The organism is Runella rosea, from assembly GCF_003325355.1.
In the GTDB taxonomy this organism is placed as follows: Bacteria; Bacteroidota; Bacteroidia; order Cytophagales; family Spirosomataceae; genus Runella; species Runella rosea.
Window position 1 is genome coordinate 5,038,501 of sequence record NZ_CP030850.1, and the last position, 16,540, is coordinate 5,055,040.

The 16,540-nt window shown below is 45.1% G+C and carries 8 protein-coding genes; 7 read left to right on the forward strand and 1 reads right to left on the reverse strand.

Annotated elements, in window-relative coordinates; genetic code table 11:
- Positions 1 to 19 precede the first annotated feature (19 nt).
- From DR864_RS20935 to DR864_RS20950, 4 genes are all read left to right on the forward strand, one after another.
- Complete coding sequence (locus DR864_RS20935; RefSeq protein ID WP_114068802.1) at positions 20 to 2,872, forward strand: PQQ-dependent sugar dehydrogenase; 2,853 nt, start codon at positions 20 to 22, stop codon at positions 2,870 to 2,872.
- Between the two features lie 84 nt (positions 2,873 to 2,956).
- Positions 2,957 to 3,910 (forward strand): sugar phosphate isomerase/epimerase family protein, encoded by a 954-nt coding sequence (locus DR864_RS20940; RefSeq protein WP_114068803.1) that lies wholly within the window; start codon positions 2,957 to 2,959, stop codon positions 3,908 to 3,910.
- Between the two features lie 97 nt (positions 3,911 to 4,007).
- Entirely contained in the window at positions 4,008 to 5,120 is a 1,113-nt protein-coding gene (locus DR864_RS20945) for a hypothetical protein (RefSeq protein ID WP_114068804.1), read from the forward strand.
- Positions 5,117 to 6,223 (forward strand): hypothetical protein, encoded by a 1,107-nt coding sequence (locus tag DR864_RS20950; protein ID WP_114068805.1) that lies wholly within the window; start codon positions 5,117 to 5,119, stop codon positions 6,221 to 6,223. The genes DR864_RS20945 and DR864_RS20950 overlap by 4 nt, the downstream gene beginning before the upstream one ends.
- A gap of 9 nt (positions 6,224 to 6,232) precedes the next feature.
- Here DR864_RS20950 and DR864_RS20955 read toward each other — a convergent pair whose 3' ends face one another.
- Positions 6,233 to 6,964 carry an NUDIX hydrolase gene (locus tag DR864_RS20955; protein WP_114068806.1) on the reverse strand — a complete coding sequence of 244 codons (732 nt, stop codon included), beginning with the start codon at positions 6,962 to 6,964 and terminating at the stop codon, positions 6,233 to 6,235.
- Between the two features lie 864 nt (positions 6,965 to 7,828).
- Between DR864_RS20955 and DR864_RS20965 the strand changes: the two genes are divergently transcribed.
- From DR864_RS20965 to DR864_RS20975, 3 genes are all read left to right on the forward strand, one after another.
- A complete protein-coding gene (locus DR864_RS20965; RefSeq protein WP_114068808.1) occupies positions 7,829 to 11,059 on the forward strand; it encodes a SusC/RagA family TonB-linked outer membrane protein in 3,231 nt (1,076 codons plus the stop codon).
- A gap of 31 nt (positions 11,060 to 11,090) precedes the next feature.
- The gene (locus DR864_RS20970; protein WP_114068809.1) at positions 11,091 to 12,827 is read left to right on the forward strand and encodes a RagB/SusD family nutrient uptake outer membrane protein; all 1,737 of its coding nucleotides are present in this window, start codon (positions 11,091 to 11,093) and stop codon (positions 12,825 to 12,827) included.
- A 148-nt stretch (positions 12,828 to 12,975) separates the two neighbouring features.
- Positions 12,976 to 16,527 carry a VCBS repeat-containing protein gene (locus tag DR864_RS20975; RefSeq protein ID WP_114068810.1) on the forward strand — a complete coding sequence of 1,184 codons (3,552 nt, stop codon included), beginning with the start codon at positions 12,976 to 12,978 and terminating at the stop codon, positions 16,525 to 16,527.
- The last annotated feature ends 13 nt before the right edge of the window (positions 16,528 to 16,540 follow it).

Genomic DNA, 16,540 nt, shown 5'->3' on the forward strand with positions numbered 1-16,540 from the left:
CTACAAATTTATCTTGCGTATGTATTTCTCTACCTCTCTTCGTAAGTTGGGAGCCGTTGGCCTGATTGCATTGGGCACGGCAACCGTTACTTACAGCCAATCGTCACCCCCTGAAGAAAACCGCTTTACCAAAAGCATTTTGACGGAGAAATTGGACGAACCCATGGAAATGACCTTTTTGCCCGATAAGCGGGTGTTGTTCGTGGAGCGAAAAGGAAATTTAAAAGCGTACAATCCCAAAACTAAGGAAGTGAGCGTACTGGCTACGATTCCGGTAAATACAAAATATACCAATCGGCAGGGACAAGTGCGCGAAGCAGAAGAGGGTTTGATGGGCTTGATTGCCGATCCAAATTTTGTCAAAAACAACTGGATTTATATGTATTATGCCGACCCAACGGACAAAAAGCACGTGTTGGCACGTTGGGAATTGAAAGGTGATGAATTGGTGGAGTCTTCCAAAAAAATTATGTTGGAGGTCACTACCCAACGCGAAGAATGTTGCCATACGGGCGGTGGAATGGTATTTGATAAAGTCGGCAACTTATACCTGACCACTGGAAATAATACCAGCAACAGTAACTCCGACGGCTACGCCCCCATTGATGAGCGCCCCGAGCAAAGCACTTGGGACGATCAGCGCGGCGCGGCCAATACCAACGATTTGCGTGGCAAAATCTTGCGTATCAAGCCCCAACCCGACGGCACTTACACGATTCCAGACGGAAATTTATTCCCTAAAGGCACCCCCAAAACCCGCGCCGAAATTTATACCATGGGTCACCGCAACCCGTGGCGCCCAACCATCGATAGCAAAACAGGCTTTTTGTATTGGGGTGAAGTAGGCCCAGACGCCTCGCAGGATTCGCCACGTGGCCCGCGTGGATATGATGAATTCAATCAAGCCAAAGGCCCCGGCTTTTTTGGCTGGCCTTATTTTATTGGTGATAATAAAGTATATTCAGATTGGGATTTTGAGGCCAATAAACTCAAAGCAGACTCAAAGTTTGACCCTGCCAAGCCCATCAACGATTCCCCCAACAATACGGGTTTGCGGGAATTACCACCTGCTCAAAAAGCATTTGTATGGTATCCATACGCCAATTCCACAGAATTTCCGTTGGTAGGAAGTTCGGGGCGGAGTGCTACGGGTGGACCCGTTTTTAGAAAATCCGATTTCAAAAATGCCCCTCGCACTTTCCCAGATTATTACGAAGGCAAGTGGCTAATGGTGGAGTTTATGCGCGGCTGGATTATGGCCGTGACAATGGACGACAACGGCGATTATAAATCTATGGAGCGGTTTATGCCCAGCGAAAATTTCAGCAGTGCTATCGACATAGATTTTAGCCCCGACGGAGATTTGTACGTACTCGAATACGGAAGTGCGTGGTTTAGAGGGAATGATAATGCGCGTTTGGTAAAAATCGAGTACAACGCTGGCAATCGCACCCCGATAGTAGAAGCAACCGCCGACAAAAAGGCGGGTTCGGTGCCTTTCAAAGTGGCGTTTTCGTCGGAAGGAACGCAGGATTTTGACCGTGATGTGTTGAAATATGAGTGGAAAATTACCTCTAAAGCGGGGGTTTTTAAGACACTTACGCAACCAAATCCAGTGGTAACATTTGATAAACCAGGCACCTACAAAGCTACTTTGACGGTAACTGACCCTAAAGGAGCTAAAAATAGCCGTACCCTTGAAATCAAGGCCGGCAACGAAGCTCCCGAAGTGGCATTGGAAGTAACGAAAGGCAATAAATCTTTCTTTTTTCCTAACGAAAGCATTGAGTATAAAGTAAAAGTGAACGATAAAGAAGACGGCAGTTTGGAAAATGGAAAAATCATTCCAACTCAGGTAGCGGTTAATATCGACTATATGCCCGATTCTTTTGACCCTATCGAAATAGCTTCCAACTACCGTGGCACCGATGCTTCGGCGCGCTTCTCGACGGGCTACAAACTCATGAGTGCGAGCGATTGTAAGTCATGCCACATTGTTGATAAAAAATCTGTAGGGCCGAGCTATAAAGACATTGCGCAGAAATACAAAGGCGATGCCGCCGCTCCCGAAAAGTTAGCGAATAAAATCATTGCTGGCGGTGGCGGAGTATGGGGAGACCACGCCATGAGCGCCCACCCACAAATCTCTAAAAATGATGCCGCAACGATGGTCAAATACATCATGAACTTGGGAGAAAAACCATTGCAGACCAAGTCGTTGCCAACTACAGGTACCTATACTACCAAAGTACCCGAAGGCGAAAACGGGCGTGGAAGCTACGTGTTACGCGCTGCCTACACCGACCGGGGAACAAAATTGCTGTCGCCGTTGATGTCGGAGAATATTTTGCATTTACGCAATCCTTCGCTCGACCCCGCCAAAGCCGAGAAGAGCAAAGGAACGCAGTTGTTGATAACACCTTCAAAATCATTTAATTTGATAGGTAATGACTCCTACATTGGATACACCCAATTGGACTTGACGGACATTAAACAAATCGAAGTGTTGGCCCAAGCCACCACGCGTGTGGGTGCTTCTGGCGGTGTGGTAGAAGTTCGTTTGGGTTCCCCAACGGGTAAATTAATCGGAAAAACCTCGACCGTAGAAGTGAAAGACCCCTCCTTTGGCCCACCACCAGCAGCGCCTGCCGCAGGAACGCCTGCCGCAAATGCACAACGTACGCAAGGGCAGGCCGCCACTGACCCAGCGGCAAGGGCTCGGCGCGGCGCTCAGCAGGCCATCGCCAAAATTGAAGCTACGGAGGGAGTACACGATGTATATTTTGTGTTCAAAAATCCCAATGCACAGCCGAATCAAATCGTCATGTCGGTGGTTTCGATTCAGTTTCAGAATACAATTACTAACCTATAAAAGTGCCGCTAGAAAGTCGTCGGGCGTACTGTCCGGCGACTGACTTTCTGGTTTATCAATTCAGGCTTTTTATTTCGAACAACTATGCAGAATCGTAGAACTTTCCTTAAAAATACCAGTGCCTTGGCATTGGGAAGCTTGGCCGTACCCGCGTTGGCGAAAAATCTTTTTGCCCCAGAGGCATTACCGCGCCCTGGTTTGCAGCTGTTTACGTTGTTCAGGGCCATGTCGGACGACGCCAAAGGCTCGTTGGAAAAAGTAGCGGGTATTGGTTATAAAGAAATCGAATCTGCCTTCAGCATGAAAGACGGGTATTATGGTTATTCGCCCAAAGAATTTAAAAAAGTAGTGGAAGATTTGGGGATGACTTGGCGCGCCCATCATGTAGGAGGTGCTCCTTTTCGTCCGCGACCGGCTCAGGCAAGTGCTCCCGCAGGAGGTGGCGCAGCTGCGGCAGGTGCGCCACCGCGTCAAATGCCCGCCAATATGCCCAAACGACTGAATTTATTGGAAAATTACCAGCAATTGGTGGATGAAGCCGCCGAAGGTGGCCTGAGTTATTTGGTGTGTGCTTCTACGCCAGTGGGTACGTTGGATGAAATCAAAAAATCCATTGAAGTATTTGTTAAAACGGGTGAAGCCTGCAAAAAAGCGGGTATCGGTTTTGCGTATCACAATCATGCTACTGAGTTTGACAAAGTAGAAGGGCAAACGCCTTATGATTTGATTTTGTCGCAAACTAGCCCTGACCTTGTAACGATGGAAATGGACATGGCTTGGGTGGTAAAAGCGGGGCTTGATCCTGTAGAATTGTTCAAACAGCAGCCTGGTCGTTTTCCCCTTTGGCACATTAAAGATATTGATAAAGAACTTAAAAAGCCCGTAGAAGTCGGAACGGGGGTCGTGGACTTCAAAAAGATTTTTGTAGGGGCCCAAAAAGCAGGTCTGAAATACTACTTTGTGGAGCAAGACATGGCTGCAAGCCCCTTTGAAAGTATCGCGACGAGTTTTGCAAATTTGCAAAAAATAACTGCGTAATTGTTTCAAAGTGAAACACTTCCGTTGTATTCGAGTTGTATGTTTATTGGAATTGTCGTAAGTTACACAACGCGTAAACTATAAAATCAATACTGGTATGAAAAAAATGTTTTTGTCCGTTGCAGCTGCCCTATCGGTGGCATTAATGGTTGCCTATACCAACCGTACGGCAAGTGTTTTGAGTGGATTTGAGACTGGTACACCAGAGGTCAAGTCAATGAATGCGCTTGCTTTTGGGCCTGAAGGGGTCTTGTTTATCGGGGATTCTAAAAGTGCTTCGGTGTTTGCGGTTGATACGAAAGATGCCGAAAACGTGGCGAGTGCCAAACCCGTTGAGATCAAAAACATTGACCAAAAAATTGCTGCTTTGCTGGGTACAGAAGCTAAAAATATCACTATTCAGGATTTGGCGGTCAATCCCATTTCCAAAAAAGTGTATTGCGCTGTACAAGCTGCCAACGGAACACCCGTATTGTTTAAAATAGACGGCGAAAACATTCAGCCAGTGAGCCTGAAAGACATCAAGTTTGCCTTAGTGCCGCTCAATAATGCACCTGCCGAAGACGCCAAAGACCAACGAGGTCGGCCACTGCGGGTTTGGGCTATTTCAGACCTCAATTATGCGGATGGAAAAGTGATGGTGAGTGGGTTGTCTAATCAGGAGTTTGGCTCAACGTTCCGCAGTATTCCTTTTCCGTTTACCAACAAACAGGAGCAATCTTCGCTTGAAATCTATCATGCCGCCCACGGACAATACGAAACCAACTCGCCCATCAAAACTTTTACAACGGCAGAATTGAACGGTAAAAAGTTTCTGGTAGCCAGCTACACCTGTACCCCACTTGTTCTTTTTCCAATTGATGATTTAAAGCCTGGTACGCACGTAAAAGGCCGTACCGTTGGTGAATTTGGCGCTGGAAACAGCCCCTTGGACATTATCACTATGAAAAAAGGCAACGATTTGTTCCTGATTATGGCCAATTCTGACCGGCCAGTGATGAAAGTTAAGTATAAAGACATCGAGACTTACGAAGGCTCGCTGACCGAACCTATCAAAGAAAATTACAGCACGGCTGGCGTTCCTTACGTTTCGTTTCCGATGGTGAATGTGCTCCAACTTGACAAATTGGACGATACCCAATTTGTGTTCTTGCAACGGAGAGCCAACGGAGACCTCGACATCCGAACTTCCAATAACCGATCATTATGAGAAAAAGAGTACGAATCAGTTGGCCCAGCCAACTGATTCTTTTTTCTTTATTTCTGCTAATTAGTTGTGCGGAAAGTCAGGAAACCTCACAAAAAAGCATCGTAATTCGGTGGAAAAATAATCAGGCAACGGGGTTGTCGGTAGCCTTAAGCCAATTCAAAGCTCACTCTAAAGAAACGCTCCCCGAATTGCTGAGGGTACAACTGGTCAAATCCCATCCTAAAACGGCGGTTTTAGGCGATTATTCAATACAAAGTGATTCATTGATTTTTGAGCCGCTTGTTCCTTTTACCCCAGGCTTGCGGTATGAAGTGTTACTTGAGAACCGTCTAGTGGGTGAAATCGCAATTCCCAAAGCCGAACCCTCCACAACCCTAACTGGAATTTACCCTTCCCAAGACACGCTCCCCGAAAACCTCCTCAAATTCTACTTCGTTTTTTCTCGTCCTATGCGGGAAGGACATTCCTTAGCCTATATTTCTCTGCTTGATGCCAAAGGAGATACTTTGCCAAACACATTTCTGAATTTACAACCAGAATTATGGAACGCTGAAAAAACTGTTTTGACCCTGTGGCTCGATCCGGGCAGAATTAAGCGCGATTTACAACCCAATAAATCGCTAGGAGCACCTTTAATGAAAGGTAATCATTATACGTTAGTTGTTTCAGAGCGGTGGCCGGATGAATTAGGGGCAGGGTTGATACAAGCATATACCAAACATTTTGTGGCGACAACACGTGACATGACCTCTCCCGACATCAAGTCTTGGACGCTTAAAGCTCCCCCGAAAGGCACAAACCAAGTCCTTGAAATCTATGTCAAGGAAGCCTTGGATTATGTTTTATTACAAAATACGATTCGGATAATTGACGCTCGGGGTAAGAACGTAAACGGTGCCATTCAGGTCAATAATAAAGAGCAGGTTGTCCAGTTTGTTCCCGTAGTGCCTTGGTTGACAGGTGTTTATAAAGTGTTGGTCGAGTCGCGACTGGAAGATTTGGCAGGCAATAATTTGAACCGTCTGTTTGACCGTGACATAACCGATACCCGCACAAAACCTTCACAACAAACGGTTTTTGAACTGAATTATCGGATTGATTGAACTTCGTTTTTAGGCCGTTTTTTTGATTCGATATACGTACGGGGGCTTGTGGGCCTTTCCTGAAAATTTCTTCTCCACCCGCTCCAATATCTCCATACTGAGCATTTTTCGCTGAAAATTGGCACGAAGGAGCTTTTTATCTAAAATTGTTTCGTACAAACTTTGAAGTTCATTCATCGTGAATGTTTCGGACAGTAGATTGAACCCAACCAGTTTATGATCTAACATCAGACGAAGAGTGCTAAGGGCCTTTTCTACGATTCGGTTGTGGTCAAGAATCAGGGTTGGAATCTGATGGATATCGTGCCAGTCTCCCAAATCTGAAAAAATATCGGGTGTTGGTTTGACTTTTGAAAAGTCTACCAAAGCGTAATAGCCGATAGAAATAAAGCGTTGCAAGAGCCAATGTTCTGTTTCTAATTCAAATCCGTGAGAAGACATGGTGGCTTTGTGTACATCCCAGTTGCCGCGATTTTGTTCCCCGAATGTATAAAACTGTTCAAGATAAATGTCTTTTACACCCGTTCGTTCCCACAAAATCCGGGTAGCAGCTTCATCAGTACTTTCTCCCTTAAATACAAATCCGCCAGGCAAAGCAAAGGCTTTTGTATGTTTAAATTCCAAAAGTAAGACTTTTAATTGACGTTCGTGAAACCCAAAAATCACACAATCAACCGATATGCTCGGAAGGTATTCTGGGCCGGTTTCCAAAAATTTTTTGATGTTTTGGCTGGGGGTCATGGATTAAAATTTTGCACAAAAAAAAGAAAAAGTTTGGAATATCGTTGTTGTCCCAATAAGTTTGTATCAAAATGATGCAATTGACGATGAAAAACCTTTTTATTCTTCCTTTTTTTCAATTTTTCGCTTCTCGGTTCAGTAAAAATGGCGTAGTTGAACAAGTCGACGTTTAGTTTTTTCATTACGAGTTGAAATGAGAAGTTGAAAATTCTCTAAGTTAATGTTGTCATTGTTCTTTGTTTCAGTCTTTTGACGAGTGATAGTTTTTTAATTAACCCATTACGTATATACCTTGAAAAGCACTGGATATGTATGCTTTTTAGTGGCAAAGTAAATTTAGACTTTTAAATTAAAAAATAGGCTTAATTTGTTTGAAATGAGAAATAACTATACTTTTACAAGTAAAATTACAATTAATAATTCTTTATAATTGTGATTGTAATTGCCCTTTTGCATCAGCATTTTTTATTAAAAAAATAGAAAACTGACCAGTAAAAGTTGCAAATATTTTAACGCGAATTCGTCTGAATACTTAGGTGGTAGCGCTAGCTGTTTTTAGCGCTGCTAATCCAAACACACTGCCGACAAGTCAGTGTATCCACACCCACCCGATAAAAAGTGCCTAGTGATAGTAACCATTTAAAGGGTTATTTCACTAATGAAAAGGTCTTCCCACGGCCAAAATTGCCCGCTAGGAAGTAACAAAACGTAAATCCATTCCTCCGATTCGTTAGAAAATAATAATTGTTTTCAGTGTCTATTGAGCGTCTGCAATAGATAACTGTAACGGAAATTGAAGGCGCTTTTTGAATTTGTATTTTTTTTATTTTTAATTGTTCATTTTTAACCTATCAGTTTTTATTTATGAAACCAAAGTTCTATTATCCGCTGATGTGTGCGGTGGCATGGATGTTTATTCTATTCCTTGCTCCTGGTTCGGCACATGCACAAGACCGGAAAGTGACGGGAAAGGTCGTTGCTAACGATGGACCTGTTCCCGGAGCAACCATTTTATTGAAAGGCAGCAATGTAGGTACCTCTGCTGATGCCAATGGAGCATTCACTATTAACGTGAGTGGGGCAAATCCTGTGTTGGTGATTTCAGCCATCGGTTACAAGCCACAAGAAGTAACGGTAGGCAATCAGAGCGTTGTAAATGTAAAAATTGAAGACGATGTGAATGCCTTAACGGAAGTAATCGTAACGGGTTACTCCATCGACAGCCGCCGTGAGACAACGGGGGCGGTTTCGACGGTAAAAGCAAAAGACCTCACCGTTCGCCCATCGGGCAACGTTGAGCAGCAGTTGCAGGGTCGTGTGGCTGGTTTGACGGTTATTACTAACGGACAGCCTGGAACTGCCAGCCAAGTACGCGTACGCGGATTTGGTGCTTTCGGTGGTAACGAGCCTTTGTACGTTGTAGACGGAGTACCTGTAGGTTCAACTGACTTTTTGGCTCCAGATGACATCGAGACAACTACGGTGTTGAAAGATGCTGCCGCAGCCTCTATCTATGGTGCGCGCGCTGCCAACGGGGTAATTGTATATACGACCAAAAAGGGTTCAAAAGGAGCAAAGAAGCTGAACATCAGCTACGATGGCATGTACGGGGTAACGCTTGCTGGGGAAGGTCAGAAGATGATGAACCCGACTGATTTTGCCACTTGGACTTGGAACGCCAAAAGAAACTCAAACGAAGCATTCGGGCACCCTCAGTTTGGTTCAGGTTCTACTCCTGTCATTCCTGATTACCTTACAGTAGGTGGTCGTTCAGGGGTTGTAGGTACGGTTGATTTGGCTGCTGAAAAAGCCAAATACAATGTTGATCCTACGGCAGGCTCAATCTATCAGGTAGTAAAAGCCAACAAAGAGGGTACTGACTGGTATAAAGCTATCACGCGTAATGCTGCCCTGCAACGTCACGCACTTGGATTCTCTGGCGGTGGCGAAAATAGCCGTTTTTACATCGGATTCGGTGCTCAGAATCAACAAGGTATCTTAAAAGGAAATGATTTTACACGTTATACCTTCCGGGCCAACAGCGAGTTTAACGTGTTGAAAAACGTACGTATCGGTCAAAACCTTCAATTCACCTACCGTTCGATTTTAGGACAATCGGGTGGTGCTGGTGGAAACGGGGTTGCAGCTGACGAAAATGACATCTTAAGTGCTTTCCGTATGCCATCCATCATTCCAATTTATGACGAGTTTGGTGGTTATGCAGGTACGGCCGCAAAAGGATTCAATAACCCCCGTAACCCAGTTGCTAGCCGCGACGGACAGGCTAACAACCGTAGTTTTAACGCAAATGGTTTCGGAAACATCTATGCCGAGTGGGATCCAATCCCAGGTTTGACTTTGCGTAGCAGCCTTGGTGGACAGTACAATAACTTCTACAACTGGGGTTATAGCCGTTTGCAATACGAAAACTCTGAAAACAACTCGGCGTTTGGTTATAACGAAGGCGGTGGCTGGAGCTTTGGCTGGGTATTGACCAACACTGCCACTTACAAAAAGCAATTTGGCAAGCATAACGTAGAGGTATTGGCAGGCCAGGAAGCCTTGAATACGGGTAAAGGTCGTAACATGAACGGTAGTGGTTTGAATCCATTCTCTACTGACATCAACTACGTAAACTTATCCAACGTAAGTGCCAGCGGAAGAGTAGTAAATAGTAGCCTTTTTTCAGGTGTTAACTTCTATTCAGTATTCGGTCGTGTTAACTACATCTTCAACGATAAATATATCGTAACAGGGGTGGTTCGTCGCGACGGTTCTTCACGTTTCGGAGCTAACAACCGTTTCGGGGCATTCCCTGCGTTCTCGGCCGCATGGCGTATTTCATCGGAGCCTTTCATGAAGCAATTGACATGGGTTTCAGATTTGAAAATTCGCGGTGGTTATGGTACAATGGGTAACTCAAACAACGTAGATCCCAACAACCAGTTTAGCTTATACGGTGCCAGCATCGGAAACTCTGCTTACGACATCAACGGCTCTAATTCAAGCACCGCCGAAGGTTACTACCGTACGCGTATCGGTAACCCCGATGCTAAATGGGAAACTTCAATCACCAAAAACATCGGTATCGACGGAACGTTCTTGAATGGTAAATTGGACGTAGTGATTGACTTCTGGCAAAAAGATACCAAAGATTTATTGTACCAATTGCCAATCACGGCAACTGCTGGACCATTTGCCTCACCTCCATCGGTGAACATCGCAAAAATGGCCAACAAAGGTATTGACATCTTGGTAACCAATCGTGGTCGTATCACTAAAGACCTGTCTTATGACGTAACTTTCACTGGTGGTACATTGAGCAACGAAATTGTAGCGGTAGCGCCTAACGTAAATTACCTCACCAACGTAAACCCTGGCTTCCGTGGTATCAACCCTATCCGTAACCAAGTAGGTTATTCAATCTCTTCTTTCTACGGTTATAAAGTGATTGGCTTGTTCCAAAACGCCGAAGAAGTGAAAAATGCTCCTACGCAGGATGGTGCTGGCCCAGGCCGTTTCCGTTATGCTGACATCAACGGCGATGGAAAAATCAATGCCGACGACCGTACCTATTTGGGTAGCCCAGTTCCTAAATTTACCGCAGGTTTGAGCCTTGGCTTCAAATACAAAGGATGGGAATTGGAAGCATATTTGAACGGTTTCTTTGGCAACAAAATCTTCAACGTATCTAAATGGTTCACTGATTTCTACCCTTCATTTGCAGGGGCCGCCATCAGCGAGCGCGTGAAAGATTCATGGACGCCAAGCAATACAGGTGCTACTACTCCAATCTTCGAAACAGCATCAAACTTCAGTACCAACACCCAGTCTAACTCGTTCTACGTAGAAAACGGTAGCTATGTGCGTTTCCAAAACATCACGTTAGGATACAACCTCCCTGCCAGTGCGTTGAGTAAGGCCCGCATCCAGCGCTTGCGCGTATTTGCTTCTACCAACAACATCTTTACCCTTACTAAATACTCGGGCTTGGATCCGGGTGTAGGTGGTAACGCTGATACTAACTTCGGTATCGACGTAGGTAACTACCCACTCACAAAGGGTTGGACTGTTGGTTTGAACCTTGGATTCTAATAATGTTACAATTCTAATTAATTGATAAAAAATGAAAAATTACGCAATAAAAGGATCGATTACCGTCGTATTGCTGGTAGCGCTTTCGGTTGCTTGTAAAGATAGCTTTCTGGAAGTGGCACCAACCGGCTCAGTGGGGAAAGAACAACTCTCTACTAAAAAAGGATTGGAAGGAGCGTTGATTTCGGTGTACAGTAACCTGAACGGTCGCGCCAACCGAATGGCCAGCGCTACCAACTGGGTATGGGGAAGTATTCGCGGTGGCGATGCCAACAAAGGAACTGACCCCGGTGACTTCAGTGACATCAACCCAATCCAACGCTTTGAAAACCTGTCGACGCAGGGTGTAATCAACGACAAATATACAGGTACCTACGAAGGCGTAGCCAGGGCCAACGCCGTATTGCAATTGTTGGCTACTGCCACTCCGGAAGTGACTGCTGATGACAAAAAACGAATTTCAGCTGAGGCTCGTTTTCTGCGTGGTCATTACTATTTCGAGTTAAAAAAGACGTTTGGCAATACTCCTTACGTGGATGAAACACTTGACTACGGAACAGGTATTGAGAAAGTTAAAAACGATGTAGATTTGTGGCCAAAAATTGAGGCTGACCTTAAGTACGCCTACGATAACCTACCCGAAACGCAAGCTGCTGTGGGTCGTGCCAACAAATGGGCTGCCGCATCTTACTTAGCTAAAGTGTATCTGTATCAGAAAAAATACGCCGATGCTAAAACTTTGTTTGACTTGGTGATTGCCAATGGTAAAACATCAAACGGCAAAAAATACGGCTTGGTACCTAAGTATGCTGATATTTACAGAGCTTCTAATGATAACAACGAAGAGTCGATCTTTGCGATTCAGAATGCTGCTAACACAGGTTCGGTAAACAACGCTTTCCCTGAGTTTGACTTGAACTATCCGTATAACACAGGCCCTAACGGCCCAGGTAACTGTTGCGGATTCTTCCAGCCTAGCTTTGAGTTGGGTAACTCATTCCGTACCAGCGCTGCAGGTTTGCCTTTGTTGGATGGTTCGTATAACGTAGGCGCTAATCAGGTAAAAACTGATATGGGTGTTGGCGCTAGCGAAACGTTTACCCCAGATGCAGGCAACCTTGACCCCCGTATCGACCACTCTATCGGTCGTCGTGGTATTCCTTATTTGGATTGGCAAGACCACCCAGGCGCTGCCTGGATTCGTAACCAACCTAACGGCGGTCCTTATTCTCCTAAAAAATATACTTACTACAAGTCTGACGTAGGTTCTTTGCAGGATAACAGTACTTGGACGCCCGGCTACACTGCCCTTAACTTTACCATTATTCGTTTTGCCGATGTATTGTTGATGGCTGCTGAGTGCGAAGTGGAAGTAGGAAGCCTTGAAAAAGCGCGTGACTACGTAAACCAAGTGCGTAAACGCGCGGCCAACCCTGCTGGTTTTGTAACAAAAGCGGGAGCACCTGCTGCTAAATACGTTATTTCTACGTATGATGCTGCTTGGACCGACAAAGCTGTGGCTCGCGATGCCGTACGCTTTGAGCGTAAATTGGAGCTTTCGGGCGAAGGTTTCCGTTTCTTCGACCTAGTACGTTGGGGTATTGCTGAGAAAGAAGTTAATGCTTATTTGGCGTACGACAGCAAATTTCTGCCAGGTACATTGGGCGGTGCGAAATTTACGCCTAACAAGCATGAATTATTGCCACTGCCACAAGGTCAGATTGACTTGTTAGGCAAGGATATATTGAAGCAAAATCCCGGTTACTAATTGATTAATAGTAAACGATTTTGTAGGCAGTGCTTACTACGGTTATAAAAAAACGGCAAGCCCTACGGCTTGTCGTTTTTTATAATACCCACATCATTTATTGTTGCTATTTTTGTAATCAGTATTTCTCATACCCACCCCAATCCTTATGTTACGCTTTTTTCATTGTATGCTATATGCCGCACTTGCAGGTCTTGGTTTTGCCTGTGGAGGTGACAAAACGCTCTTTAGTCGGGTGCCAGTGAGTGAGTCGGGCATTGATTTTTCCAATCGAATTCGAGAAAATGATACGCTCAATATTCTGGATTTTGAATACATATATAACGGCGGGGGCGTAGGCATTGCCGATATGAATGGCGATAGCTTGCCCGATGTGTTGTTTTCGGGAAATCAGGCTGATAGCCGTATTTATCTCAATCGGGGCAATATGAAATTTGAAGACATCAGTAAAAAAGCGGGTATTTCTAACGTAGGGCGCTGGTGTTCAGGGATAAGTTTGGTAGACATAAACGCCGACGGTCGAATGGATATTTACTTGACTTCCACGGCAAAAAAAGCAGAAACACAACGCGCAAACCTGCTCTTTGTTAACCAAGGAAACAATGCTGAAGGCATCCCAACTTTTAAAGAAATGGCCGAAGAATATGGTATCGCCGATAAAGGTTACTCCATGAATGCCGCCTTTTTTGACTACGACAACGATGGAGATTTGGACGTGTATATTCTGACAAATACCCTCGAAAGTAATCCCAATCAATACCACGAAAAACTTCGCGACGGCTCTTCGCCGACCACCGACCGACTTTATCGCTGCGAATGGAATGACAGCCTGAGCCATCCCGTTTATACGAATGTGTCCAAAGAAGCGGGTATTCAAATCGAAGGTTTTGGCCTCGGGGTCAATATTTGTGATTTTAACCGTGATGGATTTAAAGATATTTACGTTACCAACGATTATTTGTCGGACGATTTGCTGTACGTAAACAATGGTAACGGCACATTTACCGACAAAGCAGCCTCGTACTTTAAGCATACCAGTACTACCGCAATGGGCAACGACATTGCCGACATCAACAACGACGGTTTGATGGATGTGATTGCTGTTGATATGTTGCCAAAAGATAATACCCGTAAAAAACAATTGATGGGACCCAACAGCTATCAGGCCTATTTGAACAATGATTTGTTTGGATTTAATCATCAATATGGGAGGAATACCCTTCAACTCAATATGGGCAATAAGCCTGGAACCAATGAGCCAGCGTTTGCCGAAATCAGCCTCTTGGCCAATGTGGCCCAAACAGATTGGAGTTGGACGCCTTTGCTCGTCGACTTTGACCATGACGGTTGGCGTGATTTAATCATAACCAACGGTTTCCCGCGCGACGTGACTGACCGTGACTTCGCGCAATTTCGCGCACAAAGCAGTTCGGTTGCCTCCAAAGACTATATTCTTGGGGAAATTCCCGAAGTCAAAATTCCCAATTTTGCTTTTAAAAATAAAGGTGATCTGACTTTTGAAGATGTTTCAGAAAAATGGGGGCTTAATCAGGCTTCTTTTACCAACGGAGCCGCCTATGCGGATCTTGACCTCGACGGTGACCTTGATATTGTTTCCAACAACATAAATGATTCCGCTTTTGTGTATCGTAATAATTTGTCAGAATCACATCCCGAAAAAGCCAATTACCTGCGCATCGGTTTTAAAGGTTCGGGAAAAAATGTACAGGGTTTGGGCGCTGGCGTAGAACTCTATTATGGCAAAGGGTTGGTACAAGTGTATGAGCATTCGCCCTACAGGGGGTACTTATCGACGGTTGAGCCGATTGCTCACTTTGGGCTAGGTGAACATACCCAAATAGACTCAGCAGTAGTGGTTTGGCCCAACGGCAAAAAACAGACTTTGAAAAACCTGAAAGCCAATCAGACAGTGTACGTTTCGGAAGTCAGTGCTACCCAAATCAATATACCTGTGCAGTCAAACCCGCGTTATTTGTTCAATGAATTGAATGATTCTCTGAATATCAACTGGACGCATCAGGAGCCTGAATATATTGATTTTAACGGGCAAAAATTACTGCCCCATAAGCTGTCGCAGTACCCGCCAGCGGTATCGGCGGGCGATATAAATGGCGACGGCTTGGATGATTTCTTTGTGGGTGGCTCGCGGCAAAACAAGGGTAAATTCTTTGTGCAAAATCCCAACGGCACGTTCAATATTAGTGATTTGCTGCCGGGAGTTGATGGGCCTGATAAAACCTCAGAAGACATGGGAACGCTGCTTTTTGATGCCGACGGCGACGGTGACCTTGACCTCTACATTGCGAGTGGGTCCAATGAATTACGAAGCAACGACGCGGGCTATCTAGACCGATTATACATCAACGATGGTAAAGGAAAGTATCAATTGGCGCAGGGAGCTATTCCGTCGATTTTGGTCAGTAAGTCGTGCGTACGCGCGGCAGATTATGACCGTGACGGTGATTTGGACTTATACGTTGCGGGGCGTGTAGAGCCTGACCAATACCCAAAACCCGTTAGTAGTTTTATTCTACGAAATGATACTTCTCCCAACCAAGCGCCCAAATTTACCAACGTTACGCCGCAAATCGCTCCCGCATTAACTAATCTTGGGTTGGCGTGTGATGCGCTGTGGACTGATTATGACAATGATGGATGGGTGGATTTACTCATTGCGGGAGAATGGATGCCGCTGACACTATTGAAAAATACGAAAGGCAAATTTACGATTTCACATTCAGCGTTGGATACTCAAACGGGTTTTTGGGGTAGTTTGGCGGGGGGAGATTTTGACGGTGATGGCGATACGGACTACATTGCGGGAAATCTTGGATTAAACGCCCTGACCAAAGCCTCAGAAGCTTATCCTATAAGTATCGTCGCGGGCGATTTTAACCAAGATGGTATGTACGATGCCATTCCGTTTATCTATTTTCCAGATGCCGAAAACAAGCTGATTCGGGTTCCTTTTCATGGACGTGAGGATGTAATCAAACAGTTTATCCAAACGCGGGCGCGTTTTCAGACATACAAAGATTTTGCGAAAGCCACCTACGATAATCTATTGACTGAAGAGGAACGCAATAAAGCACTGAAACTAGATGCCAACTATTGTCCGTCAGTCTACGTTGAAAACACGGGCAATTGCACCTTCAAAACCAAGCCCCTGCCGACCCTCGCGCAGCTATCACCCATCAATGGAATGATTGTGGAAGATTTTGATAAGGACGGTCACTTGGATGTATTGCTCGTGGCCAATGATTTTGGAAATGAAACCAGTACAGGCCGCTACGACGCTTCTAATGGCTTGATGCTCAAAGGAAATGGTAAAGGAGATTTTACACCGCTTACTCAAGCCACTACGGGTTTTTATGTGCCTGGCAATGCCAAAGGATTGGCTCAAATGGCAAGCCCTGATGGTCGTAGAATGGTGATAGCTACCCAAAACCGGGGGCCTTTGAAGGTGTTTGGACAAGCAACCGCTCCCATGAAATGGCTGTCGCTGCAAGCCAATGACGCCTACGCTGTTATCCAAACCAACGACGGTAAAACCCATCGCCAAGAACTGTACTATGGGGCTTCTTTTCTATCGCAATCTGTTCGTAAATTACCCCTGACTGGTCAGGAAAAATCGGTAGAGATTGTTGATTTTAGAGGTAAAAAACGGAAAACATATTAATCGTGTCCTTATC

Coding starts and splice junctions, on each gene's coding strand:
- DR864_RS20935 (WP_114068802.1), top strand. CDS start 20: ATGTATTTCTCTACCTCTCTTCGTAAGTTGGGAGCCGTTGGCCTGATT.
- DR864_RS20970 (WP_114068809.1), top strand. CDS start 11,091: ATGAAAAATTACGCAATAAAAGGATCGATTACCGTCGTATTGCTGGTA.
- DR864_RS20965 (WP_114068808.1), top strand. CDS start 7,829: ATGAAACCAAAGTTCTATTATCCGCTGATGTGTGCGGTGGCATGGATG.
- DR864_RS20940 (WP_114068803.1), top strand. CDS start 2,957: ATGCAGAATCGTAGAACTTTCCTTAAAAATACCAGTGCCTTGGCATTG.
- DR864_RS20950 (WP_114068805.1), top strand. CDS start 5,117: ATGAGAAAAAGAGTACGAATCAGTTGGCCCAGCCAACTGATTCTTTTT.
- DR864_RS20955 (WP_114068806.1), bottom strand. CDS start 6,964: ATGACCCCCAGCCAAAACATCAAAAAATTTTTGGAAACCGGCCCAGAA.
- DR864_RS20975 (WP_114068810.1), top strand. CDS start 12,976: ATGTTACGCTTTTTTCATTGTATGCTATATGCCGCACTTGCAGGTCTT.
- DR864_RS20945 (WP_114068804.1), top strand. CDS start 4,008: ATGAAAAAAATGTTTTTGTCCGTTGCAGCTGCCCTATCGGTGGCATTA.